Source organism: Pseudoalteromonas distincta, from assembly GCF_005877035.1.
GTDB classification, from domain to species: domain Bacteria; phylum Pseudomonadota; class Gammaproteobacteria; order Enterobacterales; family Alteromonadaceae; genus Pseudoalteromonas; species Pseudoalteromonas distincta.
Window position 1 is genome coordinate 3,079,551 of sequence record NZ_CP040558.1, and the last position, 19,304, is coordinate 3,098,854.

Consider the following 19,304-nt stretch of genomic DNA (forward strand, 5'->3'; position numbering starts at 1 on the left):
TATTTCATCAAGATGACAGTAATGTTACAGCAGTAATAATAAGCACGTTAAAACGGTTTTAAATAAAACTAGCGAAGAAAATCGCTAAATAAGTCTCATATAGATGATTTTTAAGTGAACTAAATTATAAAATAATTGGACAAAGCATTTATCGAGGTCAATACTAAAAGAGTACTTACTAAATAAGAATGACTATTAATACCACGTATGGTCAACACAACCATATTCACTTTTATCATTTTAAAATCAACGATTTATAAAAAGTGCAACAACACACAATTTAGATTAGACAATACACTTAATGCCTATGCATTTACTTTCTTTGGGCTTAAAAAGAGAATTATTTATGAAGCAGTTGGTTATAACTATTCTAGGGCAAGATCGCCCTGGTTTAGTAGAGAGTATCTCATCCGTCGTGTTACAAAATCATGGCAACTGGCTAAGCAGTAACTTAAGCCATTTATTAGGTCATTTTGCAGGTATTATTCAACTTGAAGTTGCTGAGGAACACCTTCAATCACTACAAAGCGCTTTAAATAAGTTACCTAAGTTAGACGTTCGAATTGAAACCGGAAACACAGAAATTGAACCATCAACATTAGAACAAATCAATCTGGTTATTACAGGTAACGATCGCCCAGGTATTGTTCAAGAGTTGGCGAGTGTAATACGCCACAAAGGCGCTAACATTACTCATTTAAATTCAAGGCAGCAAAGTGCGCCTAATTGGGGGGTGCCTATTTTTAGTGCTGTTGCTACCGTTACTTTACCCAATGGTATGAATAAAGATGAAGTCATTGAAGCATTGGAATCAATAACAAGTGATTTAATTGTAGATACAGAAGAAGTTTGACATCCCTATGTGCGTGCCACACGTTGACACGCATATTATTCTAGCCACTCTATCAAAGCCCTCTGCGGGTTATTTAACGCAGACATAAAATAAGCCGATACAAGCATCGGCTATTTTAAATGGTTATCTTATAAAGCTACATATCCATATGACGATTCGTACTTTGCATCATTTGCTTTATACCTTGCTTTTCCAGCTCTAGTATTTGTTGCAGCTTTTCTTGGCCACTTTGAGTTTCAGCGCGCTCAAGTAAGTATTCGTATAATTCAATTACCTTTTGATGCTGCTCTGATAAGTAAGCTTGAATAACTTTCTCATCAAATTGCTGGTCTTTACTAATGTCTTCGAAAGTAATTAGCTCAGGATTTTTAGCAAAGTATTCATAACAGTACGTATCGAGCGTATTTATTTCGGTTATCGCTTTAAACCCGACTAAATCTTCAGCGAGTTTTTTTTCGTAATTTAGGTAGTAGTCCACCAGCATTGCATTATGTTCATCGAGTAAATCCTTTACGCTATGAAAATTAGCCGCCATTTGCGTATGAAACAAAACGGTCCAATCGTATACCTCTTTAATTGTTTTAACTTGCATGTGCATTCCTTACTTAGTTGACTGTATAGGTACTACAGTGCGTAAAGCGTGCCAATTAAAAAACCATTTAAAAACAGAAGGTTAATTTTAAAGCGAATATTAATTAGCAATTTAATAGAATAACTTACAAATTATAGGTAATTTTTATAGAGCAATGCGTGAGTAGTAACAGCATTGCTCTGTCGTCTTGTTGCTTTATATTATTTAAGTCCTTGTTTGCGCCACAGCAAGTAAACAGCAGGAATAACAAGTAAGGTGAGTACAATTGCACTACCCATACCGCCAACCATAGGCGCAGCTATTCGACTCATTACTTCGCTTCCGGTGCCCGTGCCATAAAGTACAGGTAATAAACCGATAATAATTGTCGCGACAGTCATCATAACCGGGCGTACTCGAAGCCCTGCACCTTCAATAATAGCTTGCTGTAATTGCACTAAACTAAGTGGCTTACCTGCCTGCTCTGCTTCGATGCATTTTTCTTGATAGGCCTGGTTTAAATACACCAGCATAATGACCCCTATCTCTACCGCTACCCCAGCTAAGGCAATAAAGCCCACACCTACTGCAACTGAAAAGTTAAAGCCCTCTAAATACATTAGCCATACGCCACCAATCATTGCCAGTGGCAACGTAGCCATAATAATAGTGACCTCAGCAAAGCTTCTAAAATTAAGGTAAAGCAACACAATAATTATTGCTAATGTAAGTGGTAATACATAAGTCAGTTTGTCTTTAGCGCGCTGCATGTATTCATACTGCCCAGCCCACGTAATTGAGTAGCCAGCTGGTAGTATTAGGTCTTTATCGAGCACTTGCTGAGCGTGCTCAACGTAAGTACCAATATCAACGCCATCTATATCAATAAAGCTCCAACCGTTTAAACGTGCATTTTCGCTTTTTATACCAGGCGGTCCATCTTCAATAAATACATTGGCTACATCACCAAGTGCTATACGCTGCCCTGTAGGCGTTACAATGGGTAACAACATTAGCTCTTCTGGCGAGTCTCTGTATGCTTGCGGGTAACGCAAATTAACTGGGTAGCGCTCTTGCCCTTCTACGGTTTGTGTTACGTTTGTACCACCAATTGCTGTAGATACAACTTGCTGTACGTCGCTAATGTTTAAACTATAACGCGCCGCTTTTTCTCGGTTTATATCTACTTTTATATAACGCCCACCTGCTACTCGCTCTGAGTAAACCGATGCGGTGCCTTGCACATCTTTTAAAAGCACTTCTATTTGTTGACCAATTTTTTGAATTTCACTCAACTTTGGTCCCGCAACTTTAATGCCCACGGGAGTTTTAATACCGGTTGCGAGCATATCAATACGTGTTTTAATTGGCATTACCCACGCGTTCGTCAACCCCGGAAACTTAACCAAACCGTCGAGTTCTTTTTTTAGTTTTTCAAGAGTCATCCCCTCGCGCCATTCGTTTTTTGGTTTTAACTGAATAAACGTTTCTATCATTGTAAGCGGCGCAGGATCTGTTGCTGTTTCTGCTCGCCCAACTTTACCAAATACTGTTTTAACCTCAGGTACTGTGGCAATTAGCTTGTCGGTTTGCTGTAGTATTTCGCGCGCTTTACCTACCGATAAACCAGGATACGTTGTGGGCATATACATTAAATCGCCCTCATCGAGTGGCGGAATAAATTCACTGCCTATTTTGTTTACCGGATAAAAGCCAATAACAGAAACAACCACCGCGAGTACCAATGTCATCTTTGGAAATTTAAGCACCCAGTTAAGTAGTGGGCGATACGCTGCGACGAGTAATCGGTTAACTGGATTTTTTTGCTCCGAAATAACTTTACCTCTAATAAAGTAACCCATTAATACCGGCACTAAGGTAATCGCAAGCCCAGCAGACGCTGCCATAGCATAGGTTTTAGTGTAAGCCAGTGGCGCAAACATACGTCCTTCTTGCGCTTCTAAAATAAATACCGGCATAAAGCTGACGGTAATAATTAATAAACTAAAAAATAATGCAGGACCCACTTCACTCGCCGATTTAGCCACAACTTCCCAGTGGTTTTCATTGGTAAGTGGCGTTTTTTCCATATGTTTGTGCATATTTTCAATCATGACGATAGCGCCGTCAGTCATTGCGCCTATCGCTATTGCAATTCCCCCTAAAGACATAATGTTGGCGTTAATCCCCTGCCAATACATAATTATAAATGCCGTTAAAATACCAAGCGGTAACGTAATAATCGCCACCAATGATGAGCGCACATGAAACAAAAACACCACACACACTAAAGCAACTACAATCAGCTCTTCAATTAGCTTACTTGTTAGATTATCTACCGCGTTATTAATTAAGTTGGAGCGATCGTACACAGGGACTATTTCAACGCCCTCTGGTAATCCCTTTTTAAGTGATTCTAATTTTGCTTTTACCAGCTCAATAGTTTTTTGTGCGTTTTCGCCATAGCGCATAATAACGATGCCGCCGGTCACTTCGCCTTCGCCATTAAGCTCTGCAATACCACGGCGCATTTGCGGTCCGACTCTAATATCAGCTACATCACGTAATTGCAGCGCAGTACCATTAGCGTTTACGCCAAGCGGAATAGCTTCTAGGTCGGCAACACTTTTAATGTAGCCGGTGCTTGTTACCATGTATTCTGCTTCAGCCATTTCAACTACCGAGGCGCCCATCTCTTGGTTGCCTTGTTGAATAGCCGTTTGAATAAGGCTAAGCGGGATACCATATGCACGTAATTTATCAGGCTCAACATTAACTTGATATTGCTTAACCATGCCACCAACAGCAGCCACTTCAGAGACTCCTGGTACGGTTTGTAGCTCAAACTTTAAAAACCAATCTTGTAAGCTTCGTAGCTGACTAATATCGTGTTTATTTGTTTTATCAACCAGTGCGTATAAGTAAATCCAACCTACGCCTGTTGCATCAGGACCAAGCTCTGGCGTAGCGCTATCGGGTAATCTACTCGCTACTTGGCTTAGGTATTCTTGTACTCGGCTACGCGCCCAATACAAATCAGTTTTTTCATCAAAAATAACGTAAACGTACGAGTCACCAAAAAACGAAAAACCTCTTACGGTTTGCGCACCCGGCACAGAAAGCATTGCTGTGGTGAGGGGAAATGTGACTTGGTCTTGCACTACTTGCGGCGCTTGCCCCGGATAAGTAGTTTTTATAATGACCTGAACATCAGATAAGTCAGGCAAGGCGTCCACGGGCGTATTTTTTATCGCAAACAACCCTCCACCCAGTAAAATTAATGTAAGCAACAACACAAAAAAGCGATTGCCAACAGACCAGCGAATAATGGCAGTTATCATAATGGCTCCTAGTGAGAACTGTGTTGCATAGGTTGCATAGTAGAATGATCAATCAGCTCTGCGTTTTGCGCTTTAGTAATTACAAATTCATCGTTAATAATGCTAAAAGTAAAATTAATATACTGGGCATTTTCAAACTGACTAATATCAATATCTGGCGCTAATACAAAGTCCATTGTGGCGGGTTCTCGATTCCATTTTTCAATGGCTTCTCGACTAATATTTATAATGCGATTTTGTGTATCTATGGCATTAATAGTGCCGTTAACCGTGGCGCTTTGTGGCTGCATATCCATGTTCATATTAGAGCCTGAACCAGAATCCGAGCTCATACCTGAGCTAATGCTAGAACTAGGCATTTCCATTCGTTTAAAGTCGGAGCTCTTACTTGACTCAGAATCTATTAAGAATTGCGCTGAGGTCACTACCGTGTCACCTGTCATTACACCTGACAAAATGACCGCTTCATTACTATTAATTTGCCCAACTTCGACTTCTACCGATTTAAAACGACCCTCACCTAATGCAATAACCACACGGTTTTGATGCTGCGTGCGAATTACCGCTTCTTTAGGGACTGTAAATTGCGCTTTACTCGCTTCAGCGTGAATGCTCACTTGTGCAAACATATTTGGTTTTAACCGATGATCTGCATTTTCAAACCTAAGCCTTACACGCAGCGTTCGGTTTTTAGCATCAAGCGCGGGGTAAATGTAATCAACCTTACCTTCCCACTTTTGACCTTTTAAGTAATCAAGCGTCATTGTTACAGGTAAACCAACGCTCACTTGTTCTGATTGGCGCTCGAACACTTCTGCCTCTACCCAAATTTCATCAAGCTGAGCAATACTCATCATTGATGTGCCTGGTTTAACGTAAAAGCCTTCTCGTACTGTTAGCTCATCTACCACACCACTTTGCTTTGCGTAAAAAGTAATATTTTGCATTATCTTTTTATTTTTTTGTAAACGTTCAATAAATCCATCAGACACATTTAACGACTCTAAACGTGCCTTTGCAGCACGAATTAACACGGTATTATTACGATTCACTGCCAATAAAAACTCTTCCTGTGCATTCACCAATTGTGGTGAATACAAAGTATATAAAGGCTCACCGGCTTTAACTTGTGCACCCTGCGCTTTAACGTACAAGCTTTCAATCCAGCCTTCTACACGCGGATGAATGTGAATAAGTTGGTCTTGGTTATATTGCACATACCCCACAGTATTTATATCGCTGTGAAGTGTTTTAAGCTCTACTTTGGCAGTTCTTACACCCAAGTTATTAATGACTGCAGGCGAAATAGTTACTGCACCTGGTCCATCCTGAGCGTTGCTATCGTTTTCATATACAGGGACTAAATCCATTCCCATTGGCGACAGCCCTGGCGCGTCACGCCTGTAATTACTATCCATAGGGGCTACCCAATATAAGGGCTGTTTTTCAGCGCTTTGCTGTTCATGCATTGCCGAGTTACTAGGTAAAAACTGCATTACTAAGGCGCCAATTAACGCAAATGCGCCCGCACCGACTAAGGCGGCAACAAATAACTTTAAATTAGTATTCACTATGTAATTCTCCAGTTTGTCCTGCCATTACTTGGGGGTCTAAGCTACTTGCATAATAATTAAGGCGAGCGGTAATAATATGCTGATCTACTTGAATATTAAGCGCGTCTATTTTGGCGTTAAGCTCACTAATACGCGCGCGCATCACGTCAGAAAAATCCCCATCGTCGCGCGTATAAGCATTTAGTGTTGCTTGAGATTGCTCTGACATTTGCGGTAATAACGTATTTTGATAAAGCGCATCGCGTTTTTGCAAACGAGCGAGTTGGCTAAACTCCTTAAAGTACATGCCTTTGAGTTTTTGAAGCGCCACCAGCTTTTGTGTTTTAGTAGCTTCTGCACTAGCAATAGCCGATTTAACCTGTTGATCTTGTCTGTTATCAGTAAACAATGGCAAATCAATGCTAAATCCTACTGAAAGTAAATCAGCTCGCGACTCCCCCATAGGCGTATCATCTCGGTAACCATAACCCACATTAACGCCCATTTGAGGTTTGTAACTTTGCTTGGCGAGTGCAACTTCGGTTTGCTTTGCGGTGACGGTTTTATCTATCGCAATAATTGCGGGGTGCGCCATAAGCAACTGTATTAATTTATCAAATTCAAGGTTTTCAAAATCAACAAGCCCTGTGGTTTTAGTAAACTCGGTGTTTAAAGGCTGCATAAGCATATTCATAGGTAACCACTGTGCTAAACGGTTTTTAGCACTTTCAAATTGCTGCTCAAGCATAACCAGCTTATCTTCAAGGCGAGTGAGCTCTAATTGCGCACGAATAATATCTTGCTGGCGTGTTTTACCTAAGGTACTTGCGTAGCTTGCTTCGGTAATTTCAATAAGCTGAGTAAATAACCCTTTATCTTGCTCAATTAAAGCAATACTTCGCTGAGCACGATACGCGTTTAACCACGACTCAATCACAATTGCTTTTACTTGTGCTAAGCGATCGGCGCGCTGCCAAGGATATTGTTGAGCAGACTGAGCTAATGCCTTTTGTTTAAGTGCTAAACTATCCCCTCGGCTAAACTTTTGGCTCAAATCGACTTTAAGCTGCGTCATCCCTTCTTGATCAAACGCATAACCGTTAGTAGGTAAGTTAAGTAAGCCAACCGTTAAAACAGGATCGGGTAAGGTGCCTGCGGCAATACTTTGCGCTATTGTGGCATCTTCTTGGTAGCCACTCGCTTTTAGCCATGGCTCATGCGTTAGTGCATAATTAAGCGCTTGCGTTAAGCTAAGCGTTTGCTCATTGCGGGCTTGCTTTAGCGTATCGATATTTAGGTTATTTGAATTGTTTTGCGCATTAACAGCTGTGCTAAATAACACAACACTACATAATACGGCTTTAATACTTACAGCGTGGTTCATCACCTGCTCCATCTAAAAATAAAAGAAATTCTTAAATTAGGAAGCAAAAAAGGTGTTTAGGAGTTTTACAAAAACCTTTTATATCAATTGCATTGAATTAATGATCTATTATTGCGGTAGGGAAATAGCTCTATAACAAGGAAAAAATTACGCAGTATAGTTGCTTTATATAAGTAATTTTTAACGCAGTTAGAGAGGTATTTAGTTCCTAGAATGAGCATGTTTTCAATAAAATTGATATTACACCTATCCTGCTATTAAGCAGACATGGGAGGGCGGTAGAGTGAACGAGGTATATTAATTTGTGTAGTAAATACACTTATATTTACTTTTTCAGATTCAAGTAAAGTAACGCTAAATAAAGTATCAACATTAAGCATTGAATTAGCAGCGCAGCCACTGATAGGGCATTTGCAATCATTTTGTGGCGTACTTTCGTCGTCGCAACAATCCATCTGCATCATATTTTCAGACATGCTAGCGACAGCTGTTGTATCACTACTTTGTGTCATTGGCATTTGGGCATGCATTGCTGTTTTCGTTGGCATATGTGGCATTTCGCATACCATAGCTACAGACGCAACTGCCTGACCCACAAAAGTGAGCAGTAAAGTTATCATGAGTAAACTAGAGTAAAAACGTTGCAACATTATGCCTTTTAATAAATTTTAAAATGATTGTAAGATAACCTAACGGCAACCACAAATACTTTAATTATGTAGACTGCGGTTTTTCAGGTGTTTTAATTAAGTTACTCGCTATAATTGCAAATATACAATATGCGCTAAAATACCAAAAGCCCTCACCAAATTGGGCATTCATAACAAGTAGCTCACCACTTTTACCATGAGCGTTACCTGCTAGGTAAGTCACTATTAATGCAATAACAAATACATCAACCATGCTCCACTTACTTAATGCACAAATAACCAGACCGAGCTTTTGCTTCAACCCATTCAAAGGTAGGCAACAATAAAGCAATTGTAATAGCAGCTTCAAGCTTGGAATAACAATAGAAAACAAACCCACTAAAGCAGCTACAAATAAATTATTATTGCTAGCAAGCTCTTTAACTGTGCCTAAAATACTTTGTGTTTTGTTATAGGCGCTAATCTCGCCCTCTAACTTATCAAGCCCTAGCATATTCGAGAACATCATTAGCATACTGCGAGTTCGACCATCGCCCTCTTCAGCAAGCATTTCAATGCCCGCTTGCGCTAGTTTTGATTTATCTATGTTGCCCTCTATTGTTAATACTGGTTTTGTAATACCAGGAAACAATAAACAAAGAGCAACCACTACACTTATAACCGACAACCAATTACGCATATTTATTCTGCTATTGCCTCAATAATGTCATCACTGTATAAAACAGCATCCAATAAAAAATTAAATATATCGCCAATATGCAGCTCTGAGTTTATGTTGGCCAAATGGACCATAGCTTCATCTATATTATCTAATTCAAACTCTTTTATAAGCGATAAACAGTTCCCTAAAATGCCGCTCTCTAATAGTAACGCATCAGATATTGCAGCATCTAAAGTAAACTCTTTAACTATATCTTTTAATTCAGCATCTAAAATAGCATCAAGCACCGAGAACAAACCCACCAGATACCCTTGCTCGGTCAACTCTTTATTATTTTGCTCCAATATTAGCGACATAAATTGAGCCCGCGTTAAAGCAAGCTTAGTTAATTCGGTTGGTTTTTCGACCCCCAACTCACTAATTGCTAATACGCGAACAAATTGTCTTATTGTGTCCTCACCTAAATAAATAACCGCTTGTGAAATAGACGTAATGACTAAATTTGCTTTGCCTGAACGCGCGTTAGCTAGCTTTAAAACCCTCGCTGTTATGGCGACATCTCTGGCCACTCGTTGATGAACTTCTTTAAAGCAAAGTGTTTCTTTTGCTGTAAAACGCAATAGATCAAAAACGGTTAGCTTTGAAGGCTCTACACCTTTATACGTAATCATTTCTGGGCGAGAAAAAAAGAACCCCTGAAATAAATCGCAGCCAGCCAATTTTAATACATTAAATTGTTCATGCGTCTCTATTCGTTCAACAATTATTTTTGCATGTGGATTTGCGCGTTTTATTTTTTTAATGCGCATATTGGTTTTAATAACCGGATCATCTATCTCAATTTTTATGTAATCAACATGTGCTAACAGTGGCTCCCATTTTGGATCGCCATCGTAATCATCAAGTGCAAAAACATAGCCTTCTTTTTTAAGTTCTTGCACACGCTCAGCCACCAGAGGAATATTACCCGTGCGCTCCACTATTTCAATAACACTATTTTCTGGCAATAAAAGTTTGGGGAAGTTATCGAGAATAGTTTCTGATGACAAGTTTATAAAAGCTAAATGATGTGCGGTAAGTCTATCTAAACCAACCAACATTAAAGCATTAAAAAATAGGCGGCTTGTCGCATGGACATCAGAAGTGCCTACAGGAAACGCATTATTGGCTGAGTCTCTATAAAGCAATTCGTACGAGAAAACATTTTGGTCTATATCAAAAATAGGTTGCCGCGCAACAAACTGAGTTATTTTTTGTACTTCATCAGGTATGTTATGTAATTTCACTTGGCTCTAAACCTATAAATAAAAGATGGCAAAACAGCCAATAATATTTGTACTTTAATGCAACACGCATAAGATAAATATAGTCGTCATTGCAAAAATGTTAAAATTACACAACACTAATATAAAATATTAATATAAAAGGTAGAGATTTGACTAACTTTATTCGATTATTAGTACTGAGCCCTCTGCTATTTGTATTTTTTAGCTATGCCAGCATTAATCCTACTCCCCTCAAATATAATGTTAGCGCGTCAGGGAGTCATTATCCATATTATACAAATGATCCAGAAAAGCCTGGCATATTACCCGAAATTATTGAAAAAGTACTCGATGATGCCAATATTGCAGCTTCTCATATCGGCCTACCTACAAAGCGTATTACCAAATATTTACAAGATGAAATAATCGATTTTGATGTTATTTCATTAGAATGGCTCTCAAAGAGTGAGAGAAATGACCCTCGTTATGTTTTTTCAGAGCCGCTCATTTATGCCACAGAAATGATTGTTACCTTGCCTAAAAATGCCCAGCACTGGCAAAGCGTTGATAGCTTGAAGGGTAAAAATATAGGAACGGTACTAGGTTACTATTACTTTAATGACAACACCTTTGAGCGTGTTGACTTTCCATCCGAAAAAGAACTTATGACAGCTCTATCAAGAAACCGTGTAGAAGCGGCACTAGTAGGTAAGTTAACTGCGCTCTATTGGGCAAAGCAGTTAGGGATAAACATTGCCTTTGGCGCACAGCATTCCCATGGTTTTTTAAGAATTCGCTTATTGAGCAAACATAAAGAATTATTGCCCCAAATAAACCTAGCAATTAAAAACCTTCACGCTCAAGGATATATAAAAACTATTGAAGATAAGTATATGAGTAATATACCCAGACAAAATTAAGGGACTAATGGCGCAGAGCTCGTGTTTTGGAGTACAATAGCAGCAAATGTTAACTCGACCAGAATCAGAAAGAGCCCCATGAGTATTGAAAAAGCCTTAATCGAACGTAGTAATAATCAATGTGAATTGTGTGCAGCCACCGAGAACTTATCTGTTTATGAAGTACCACCGGTAACTGAAACCCACTCAGATAAATGTATTTACACGTGTCAAACATGTAAAGATCAAATCGAGAATAACAGCGAAATAACGCCTACGCATTGGCACTGTTTAAACGATAGCATGTGGAGCCAAACTCCTGCAGTACAAGTTGTAGCTTACAGAATGCTTTCGCGTTTAGCGCCTGATAATGGCTGGGCACAAGATGCGCTAGACATGATTTACCTTGAAGAAGATACGCTAACGTGGGCTAAAAAAGCACTTGCTGAAGATGACGATTTAAAGCATGTAGATAGCAACGGTGTAGTACTTCAAGCAGGCGATACTGTTACCCTAATTAAAGACTTAGACGTTAAAGGTAGTAGCCTTACAGCTAAACGCGGAACAGCTGTTCGTAATATTGGCCTAACCAGCAACCCTGAACATATTGAAGGGCGAGTTGACGGCCAGCGCATAGTTATTTTAACTAAGTTTGTTAAAAAATAATCGTTTGTTTTTAATTATTAAAGGCGCTAATGCGCCTTTTTTTATGTTTAAAATAAGTTAAGGAATGATTAAGTCACTAGGTAATACACTAGGGGGATAATATTGAGTAAGGATAACAAACATGGAAAAGCATCAAGCAGTACATTCACGTAAAAAAGCACTTACAGGACTTAGTTTATTAGCACTGAGCGCTTTTGCTATAACCGGTTGTGATCAACAAACAAAGCCGACTGAAAATACAGAGCAAGCAAAATCAATATCTACTCTAACTACCCAAGTTAGCTACAAAGATCGCAGTATGCTTCGCCCCGGTTCACAGTTAATAGTTACGCTTTCGGATGTATCTAAAATGGATGTAAAAGCAGATATAATAACCCAAGAAGTGATTGATATAACCCAAGCCCCACCATTTACTGTAGAGCTAACTTATGATGCCAGTAAAGTTAACGATAAACACCGCTATAGCCTAAGCGCCAGAATCATAAATAAAGACAAAGTACTTTACACAAGTACCACAAATAACGACCCATTTAGAGAATCACAGCTAACTGGCCCTTATAAAATTGAGCTTTCAAAAGTATCCGTTGAAAAGCCAGACGTAACGCTTACAAACACGTACTGGAAAGCAATAACAATCAATGCTCAAACAGTAAATGTTACAACTAAAGAGCCGTTTATTCAGTTCGATAAAGACTACCGTGTTAATGGCTTTTTAGGCTGTAATAATTTTAGCGGAAGTTATAGCACCGAGCAGCACACAATTACACTTAGTCAATTAGCGAGTACAAAAAAGATGTGTTCGGAGAATATGGACCAAGAGGCAGCTATGTCTAACGTACTTAACAATACTTCAAAGTGGGAAATTACAGGCGAGTCACTAAAACTTAAAAACAACAGCGGTAATACGCTTGCTACTTTTAACGCTGTTTATTTTAATTAATATTTAGCTCCCTAATATATGTGTTACCTAACACATTCGTATTGATTTTAAATAAAATGCCCAGCAAAGCTGGGCATTTTATCATTCATTATAAGCGCTATTTAAAGCTACTCATCAACGAGTTGTTCACTTCTGTAAAAACCACTTGGCTCACTTAACAAATCAACAAGTTCAGGCATTATTGCATCCATTGTTTGCTTTAGCTTCCATGGAGGGTTAATTACAATCATGCCCGATGCTGTCATGCCGTGTACGTCAGTATCCGCTTCAGTGCCTAATTCAAATAACTGAATGTTGCGCATTCCTGAATCAATTAAGCCCTGCTCCATATTATCAATGCGTTCTCTGTCTACTACCGGATACCAAATCATATAAGTACCTGTAGCAAAACGCTGATGAGCTTTAACTAAGGTTTTTACAACCGTTTCGTAGTCATCTTTAATTTCGTACGGTGGGTCAATTAATACACACGCTCTGCGAGATGCTGGTGGTAATAATCCTACTAAGCCGGTAAAGCCATCTTCTCCGCGCACACGAATGGAGCGCTTACCTTGCATATTTTCTTCAAGTAATAATAAATCGCGCGGGTGCAGCTCAAAAAACCAGCCCTTATCTTGGCGGCGCAAGTAATGCTCTGCAATTTTTGGTGAACCTGGATAAAATTCAAGTTCGTCAGTGTCGTTAAATGACTTAATTAATTCAATGTACTCATTAAGCTCAGCATGTTCACTTTTATGTTGCCAAAGTTTTTCAATACCATCTTGATACTCTTGCGTCTTTTGCGCATCAGCAGCTGCCAGTTCAAAAAAGCCAGCACCTGAATGCGTGTCTATATAATCAAGCGGTTTATCTTTAATTGTTTGATAATTTAGTACTTGTGCCAGTACTAAATGTTTAAGTACATCGGCAGGATTACCCGCATGAAATGAGTGTCTGTAACTAAGCATTATTTATTTTCGCCATACGCAATTTAATATCGTAAGTGAACCATAAGCACTAGGCTTTGGCAACTCACACCAAGATAAGAGAGTGTTAAAGTGAACCATTTCTGAATGAAAAAGCTCATATGCTGAATTATCCCTTAACGCAGAAGAAAAATCAGCTAAAACCACCGTAAATGCTGGCAAATCAACACACTTTGCTTTACATTTGCATGACATTAATTACAGTTATATGAGCGCCTTTATGAACAACACTACTCTTCAACAACTCGAACAACTGATCGATTCTTTAATCGAACGTAATAATCAATTACAAACAGATGTTGCTACTTTAAAAGAACAGAACACTAAACTAAGCGATGAAAACGAATTACTACAGCTTGAAGCTTTAGAAAATGAAGAAAAGCAAAAAGATGCCAGCACTACTTTATCTGGTCTTCTTGATAAATTACAAAGCGCACAACAGGCTAGCTAATGTCTGAGCTGCAAAACCAGCGGGTCACTGTTGAGTTGCTAGGTAAAGAGCAGCAATTTGCTTGCCCCGAAGGGCAGGAAGATGCATTAATAGCAGCAGCTAAAAATCTAAATGACTTAGTTGAGCAAATGAAACAACGCTCAACCGTTAGAAACGATCAAAAAGCCCTACTAATGGCAGCATTAAACTTAAGCCACGAATTGCTAGAAGCAAAAACACAGGCTACAGTTGAACAACAGCATCAAGACCAATTGATTGATAAACTCAGTCAGCATTTGGCTAATGACCCCAAACACCAAAAATAAAAAGCGCATACTGCGCTTTTTGTTTATTATTAAAGTAATTAAACCTCAGCGTAGAGATAATAAATGAAGTTAAAACTTTCAAACATAACCTCTTCATGTAAGCACTTACTATTGGCATGCACTTTATTATCAATAGCACCTAGCACCTACGCTGCCGTTACTTGGAATACAATAAACCCTCATGTTCAGTTTTTAAAGCAACAAGACAAGCTTCGCTTTTACGACTCTAACCAAGTATTAATTGAAGGCGAAAAATGTGCCCTACTGGTTGATACGAGTGCCAATTTTGCTGCAGTTGAACAACTTGCTGAAGATCTAAAAAAACGCCTTAAAACACCTTTATGCTATTTGGTTGCCACGCATTACCATGACGATCACTTGCTAGGTATGGCGGTTATGCAAAATTTTTATCCTGATGCCAAGCTCGTTGTTCATCAGCAAGTAAATAAAAATTTTAGCCTTTACCAAACAGCATATACCGACAAACTAGACACCTATGAAAAGAGCATTGAGCTGAGCTACCAACGATTAGCGAATGTCCCTAAAGAAGAGCAAGCTAAATGGCGTGATAAGTTAAAGCTTGCAAAAAAGCGACTTTTTCGCTGGCAGGAGTATCAGCTTAGCAAACCCGAAATAGTCATTAATAGTCGTAAAATTATCGACCTTGGTGGTTTTGAGGTAACGCTTGAGCCGCAGCAAGCCCATACTAACGGTGATTTAACTATTACTACTAATAATGGCAGTGTGCTGATTGGTGGCGATATCGTTGACTGGCTTCCTTACCCTGGTCACGGCGAACTTAATAGTTGGCAAACGTTGCTTAAGCGATATATTAACGATGAAAAGCTCGCTACTATTATACCTGGTCACGGCGGCACATTAACAAAAGAGCAGCTGAAACAGCCACTATCATTTTTAACAGCCATAACAGAGCATGTTAAAAACAATAAAGATCAAAGTATTGAGCAATTAATGCTGTCGTTTCCTGAATCAGTTATTGAGCCTTATAAACAAGAAGCGCTTAATATAAAATCGAGTAACTTTTTTTTACAAGCAGGCCTAAATCGCGTAAAAAGCGCAGAATAACTCAACACAACGGATTGTGTTAAAATAATAAAAGGAATTTACAAAAGTGATCACTATGCGCAGTTTGGTTTTATGTTGTTTGGGTATTTTGTTATTTGGTTGTCAATCAACGGAGCAAGAACCACAAGACGCTCCACAAATATTTACTCATTTTGAGCCTGACTATACTTATGATATTGACGAGGGAGTAGCTCAAACGCCTCAAGTTAATGAGCTAGTTACGCCACTTCAATTCAAAAAAACAATCGTAAAAAAGCGCCCACCAAAAACCACCGATCTGTGGGTGCATATAGCCAATAATCTACACTTTACGATTTATCAAAATCGCGCTTTAAAAAAGCGTATCAGCTGGTATGCAAAGCAACCTAACTACTTACAAACGGTGAGCAAACGTGCAGCGCCTTACCTGTATCACATCGTAAAAAAAATTGAGCAAAAGCAATTACCTATGGAGCTCGCATTACTACCATTTGTAGAAAGCGATTTTAGACCAACAATAGCCTCATCACAGCAAGCTGTTGGTGTTTGGCAGTTAGTTGGCGCAACGGCGCATCACTTTGGTGTTAAGTCAGACCAATGGTATGACGGGCGCCAAGACGTACTTGCTTCAACCGATGCTGCGCTTGATTACTTAAGTTACTTACATAAACGCTTTGATGGTAATTGGCTACATGCTTTGGCCGCTTATAATAGTGGTGAAGGCCGTGTTAAACGTGCAATCGAAAAAAACAAAAAACGCGGTAAAAGCACCGATTACTGGTCGCTCAGTCTGCCAAAAGAAACCGCTGACTATGTACCCAAATTACTCGCTTTAAGCCATTTAGTTAAACACCCACAAAAGGGCATTAAACGCCCAAAGCTTGCATATAAACCATTTACAACACAGATGAACATAGGCCAGCAGTTTGACTTTTCAGTCATTGCCAAGCTCTCTGGTATAGGTTCAAAGCAGTTACATGCTATTAATCAGGGATATTTAAAAAATCAAAGCTCACCTAACGGGCCGCACACTTTACTGCTGCCTATAGGACAAGAAACATTATTAAAAAGTCAGTTCTTCAAATCAAATTTTGCTGGAGAGTACATCGTTAAACAAAACGATACGCTTTACAGTATCGCCAGGCGTTTTAGTATGTCTGTAAAAGCTTTAAAACAACTTAATAATAAAAATAATAATTTAATAGGTGTTGGAGAAAAGTTATTAGTTGGGCAACCTAAAACTCTGCCAAGCACATTAACTGTTGATTACAAAATCAGCCCTTATTTAGAACACCAAGAGATTGCGATCCCCACCATTGAAATAGATTACGAAGTTAAGTCGGGCGATAGCCTTTGGAGTATAAGTCAGCTTTACGATGTACCTCATAGCGACTTGGCAAAATGGAACAAACTCTCTGCATCGAGCATTTTAAAGCCTGGCACTCAATTAGTACTGTTTATACCACAGGCTGAAAAGCAAAAAGCAGCACCAATAAAAAAAGATTTACTGCTAGATTTACAAAAAACACTAAATCAGCCACGTTAAGTTTATAAACAAGTATATTTCGCGTAAAATTGCGCCCTAACATAGTTATTATTTGAAGAGACAAGCATGCAAATTAGCAAAAATTCAGCAGTTGAATTTCATTACACCCTTAGCGAAGCGGGCGAACAAATTGAAAGTAGCACAAACGAAGCGCCACTTACTTACATTCATGGCAGCGAAGGCATGCTTCCTGGTTTAGAAAAAGCACTTGAAGGCAAAGAAGCTGGCGAAAAATTTAGTGTAACTCTAGAACCAAGTGAATCGTACGGCGAGCGTGTTGATGACTTAATTCAACGTATTCCGCTTAAGCACCTACAAGGCGACGTTAAAGTATGGAAACCAGGTATGACAGCAATGGTTAGCTCTAACCAAGGTCGTCATCAGGTTACTATTGTTAAGGTTGGTCGTTTTAACGCAGATTGTGATTTAAACCACCCATTTGCGGGCAAAACACTAACGTTTGACGTTGAAGTTGTATCTGTACGTGAAGCGACGAGTGAAGAAGTTTCTCACGGACATGTGCACGCTGAAGGCGGCTGCGGTCACTCTCACTAGTTAGCAATAAAGGAAGTAAGTATGTCTAAAGTTGCAGTAGTTACAGGTGGTACAAAAGGAATTGGTCTAGCCGTTGTAAAGCGTTTGCTAAGTAATGGCTATAAAGTACATAACCTTGATATAGAGCCAAGCGAAACTGGTATATTTCATCAGTGTGATGTAAGTGATGTATCGGCGGTACAAAGCTGCATCAACGCTATCTGTGAACAAAGCAAACGTATTGATGTACTCGTTTCTAATGCTGGAAAACACTTAAGCGCAAATATAGAAAGCACCGATGAGCAAACTCTCGATGCACTTTTTGCGCTTAATGTTAAAGGCGCCTATGCCGCAGTACAAAGCGTATTGCCAAGCATGAAAGCGCAAAATAGCGGCGCTATTATATTAGTCGCATCCGATCAAGCAATTATAGGTAAGCAAAACTCTTTTGCGTATAACCTAACAAAACATGCCCTTGCCTCAATGGCCAAAACAACGGCGCTTGATTACGCGAGCTTTAATATTAGAGTAAATGCGGTATGCCCTGGCACAATAGAAACCCCGCTATTTCATAACGCGATAGATGCGTACTGCGCAAAAAGTGGCGCAAACAAAGCTGAAATAGTTGCCGAGGAAGCAAGTCTTCAACCGCTTAACCGATTAGGTCAAGCCGATGAGGTTGCTGCCCTTGTGAGCTTTTTAGCAAGTGACGATGCCAGTTTTATAACAGGCAGCCTACAAAGTATTGATGGTGGTTACACTGCCCAATGAGCATGCAAATTATTGACCCTCATGTGCATTTTTTTAATCTTGCCGAGGGGCAATATACTTGGCTACAAGGCGAAAACCCACCAGCATGGCCTAACCTAGAAAAAATTAAACAACCAATAAGTGCAGAGCAACTTGTTAAAAGTACTGATTTTGAACTTGCGGGTATTGTGCACATTGAGGCTGGGTTTGATAATCAATCACCTATAAACGAGTTAAACTGGCTAAGCTCGCATTTAAAAAACCTTTCATTTAAGGCTATTAGTTACAACCAAATTGATGCGCCCGCAGAGCAATTTAATCACGCGCTAAATGCACTGGCTCATTCAAGCCTTTGTGGTATAAGAGATATAACCGAAGACGATGATGCAGTGAGACTAAAAAGCCCTCATTGTATTAATAACCTTAATTTATTGGCTACAAATAAACTGCATTTTGAAGCTCAATTTGATATTGAAAATAGCGAAATAACCAAACAAATAGCTTACTACGCTAAGCAGCTACCGCAGCTTCAAATTATAATTAATCATGCAGGACTGCCAAGTAATTTAAATGACTGGCAACAAGGTGCTGAGTTACTTGCTGAGCACGACAACATAGCAATTAAATTCTCTGGTTTTGAATTACTACAACTTACCAGTGAGCAACAAGCCGCGTGTTTTAATTTTCTTTTTAATCACTTTGGCCAGCAGCGTATTATGTTTGCTAGCAACTTCCCTGTGTGCCAAATAAATACAAGCTACAACAACCTATGGCACTGCCATAAGGCGCTATGCTCAAACGATAAGACATGGCATGACCTTAGCTATGCAAACGCTAAGCACTACTACCAAGTTTAAGTAAAACTAGTTATATTAAACTCTCTTTTTATAATAATACGGCCAATT

19 protein-coding genes are annotated in these 19,304 nt (G+C 39.3%); 11 read left to right on the forward strand and 8 right to left on the reverse strand.

What is annotated here, in order from left to right:
- Positions 1-346 precede the first annotated feature (346 nt).
- The gene (locus FFU37_RS13765) at positions 347-853 is read left to right on the forward strand and encodes a glycine cleavage system transcriptional repressor (RefSeq protein WP_138489724.1); all 507 of its coding nucleotides are present in this window, start codon (positions 347-349) and stop codon (positions 851-853) included.
- A gap of 136 nt (positions 854-989) precedes the next feature.
- On the opposite strand, the gene FFU37_RS13770 is transcribed toward FFU37_RS13765, so the two are convergent.
- The 7 genes from FFU37_RS13770 to FFU37_RS13800 all read right to left on the reverse strand — a co-directional run bounded on the left by FFU37_RS13770 (position 990) and on the right by FFU37_RS13800 (position 10,299).
- Positions 990-1,445: a hypothetical protein gene (locus FFU37_RS13770; protein ID WP_002957844.1), complete on the reverse strand. Its 456-nt coding sequence runs from the start codon at positions 1,443-1,445 to the stop codon at positions 990-992.
- Positions 1,446-1,645: 200 nt separating this feature from the next.
- Positions 1,646-4,765, reverse strand: a complete 3,120-nt coding sequence (locus FFU37_RS13775) for an efflux RND transporter permease subunit (RefSeq protein ID WP_138489725.1) — start codon at positions 4,763-4,765, stop codon at positions 1,646-1,648.
- 8 nt (positions 4,766-4,773) lie between these two features.
- The gene (locus FFU37_RS13780; protein ID WP_138489726.1) at positions 4,774-6,336 is read right to left on the reverse strand and encodes an efflux RND transporter periplasmic adaptor subunit; all 1,563 of its coding nucleotides are present in this window, start codon (positions 6,334-6,336) and stop codon (positions 4,774-4,776) included.
- A complete protein-coding gene (locus FFU37_RS13785) occupies positions 6,326-7,702 on the reverse strand; it encodes a TolC family protein (RefSeq protein ID WP_138489727.1) in 1,377 nt (458 codons plus the stop codon). Before FFU37_RS13785 ends, FFU37_RS13780 begins: the two co-directional genes overlap by 11 nt.
- Before the next feature lie 257 nt (positions 7,703-7,959).
- Positions 7,960-8,322, reverse strand: coding sequence for a hypothetical protein (locus tag FFU37_RS13790; RefSeq protein ID WP_307734244.1), 363 nt, complete (start codon positions 8,320-8,322; stop codon positions 7,960-7,962).
- 94 nt (positions 8,323-8,416) lie between these two features.
- A complete protein-coding gene (locus FFU37_RS13795) occupies positions 8,417-9,031 on the reverse strand; it encodes a paraquat-inducible protein A (protein ID WP_002957849.1) in 615 nt (204 codons plus the stop codon).
- 2 nt (positions 9,032-9,033) lie between these two features.
- Positions 9,034-10,299, reverse strand: a complete 1,266-nt coding sequence (locus tag FFU37_RS13800) for an EAL and HDOD domain-containing protein (RefSeq protein ID WP_138489728.1) — start codon at positions 10,297-10,299, stop codon at positions 9,034-9,036.
- A gap of 149 nt (positions 10,300-10,448) precedes the next feature.
- Here FFU37_RS13800 and FFU37_RS13805 point away from each other — a divergent pair, with 149 nt between their 5' ends.
- The 3 genes from FFU37_RS13805 (at position 10,449) to FFU37_RS13815 (ending at position 12,783) form a co-directional block, all read left to right on the forward strand.
- Positions 10,449-11,198, forward strand: a complete 750-nt coding sequence (locus FFU37_RS13805; RefSeq protein WP_138489729.1) for a substrate-binding periplasmic protein — start codon at positions 10,449-10,451, stop codon at positions 11,196-11,198.
- Positions 11,199-11,276: 78 nt separating this feature from the next.
- A complete protein-coding gene (locus FFU37_RS13810; protein ID WP_007586451.1) occupies positions 11,277-11,843 on the forward strand; it encodes a PhnA domain-containing protein in 567 nt (188 codons plus the stop codon).
- Between the two features lie 121 nt (positions 11,844-11,964).
- Positions 11,965-12,783 (forward strand): META domain-containing protein, encoded by an 819-nt coding sequence (locus FFU37_RS13815; protein WP_138489730.1) that lies wholly within the window; start codon positions 11,965-11,967, stop codon positions 12,781-12,783.
- Positions 12,784-12,890: 107 nt separating this feature from the next.
- Here the strand turns inward: FFU37_RS13815 and FFU37_RS13820 are convergent, their stop codons facing one another.
- Positions 12,891-13,730: a 23S rRNA (adenine(2030)-N(6))-methyltransferase RlmJ gene (locus FFU37_RS13820; protein ID WP_138489731.1), complete on the reverse strand. Its 840-nt coding sequence runs from the start codon at positions 13,728-13,730 to the stop codon at positions 12,891-12,893.
- Between the two features lie 238 nt (positions 13,731-13,968).
- On the opposite strand from FFU37_RS13820, the gene FFU37_RS13825 reads away from it, so the two are divergent.
- From FFU37_RS13825 to FFU37_RS13855, 7 genes are all read left to right on the forward strand, one after another.
- Positions 13,969-14,199, forward strand: coding sequence for a cell division protein ZapB (locus tag FFU37_RS13825; protein ID WP_002957855.1), 231 nt, complete (start codon positions 13,969-13,971; stop codon positions 14,197-14,199).
- Positions 14,199-14,504, forward strand: coding sequence for a cell division protein ZapA (locus FFU37_RS13830; RefSeq protein ID WP_002957856.1), 306 nt, complete (start codon positions 14,199-14,201; stop codon positions 14,502-14,504). Before FFU37_RS13825 ends, FFU37_RS13830 begins: the two co-directional genes overlap by 1 nt.
- A 63-nt stretch (positions 14,505-14,567) precedes the next feature.
- Entirely contained in the window at positions 14,568-15,590 is a 1,023-nt protein-coding gene (locus tag FFU37_RS13835) for an MBL fold metallo-hydrolase (RefSeq protein ID WP_138489732.1), read from the forward strand.
- A 55-nt stretch (positions 15,591-15,645) separates the two neighbouring features.
- A complete protein-coding gene (locus FFU37_RS13840) occupies positions 15,646-17,115 on the forward strand; it encodes a LysM peptidoglycan-binding domain-containing protein (RefSeq protein WP_138489733.1) in 1,470 nt (489 codons plus the stop codon).
- 66 nt (positions 17,116-17,181) lie between these two features.
- A complete protein-coding gene (locus FFU37_RS13845) occupies positions 17,182-17,670 on the forward strand; it encodes an FKBP-type peptidyl-prolyl cis-trans isomerase (RefSeq protein WP_002957860.1) in 489 nt (162 codons plus the stop codon).
- A 21-nt stretch (positions 17,671-17,691) separates the two neighbouring features.
- On the forward strand, positions 17,692-18,420 hold the full coding sequence (locus tag FFU37_RS13850) for an SDR family NAD(P)-dependent oxidoreductase (protein WP_024595817.1): 729 nt from the start codon (positions 17,692-17,694) through the stop codon (positions 18,418-18,420).
- Positions 18,417-19,256, forward strand: a complete 840-nt coding sequence (locus FFU37_RS13855; RefSeq protein ID WP_138489734.1) for an amidohydrolase family protein — start codon at positions 18,417-18,419, stop codon at positions 19,254-19,256. Before FFU37_RS13850 ends, FFU37_RS13855 begins: the two co-directional genes overlap by 4 nt.
- Positions 19,257-19,304 lie beyond the last annotated feature (48 nt).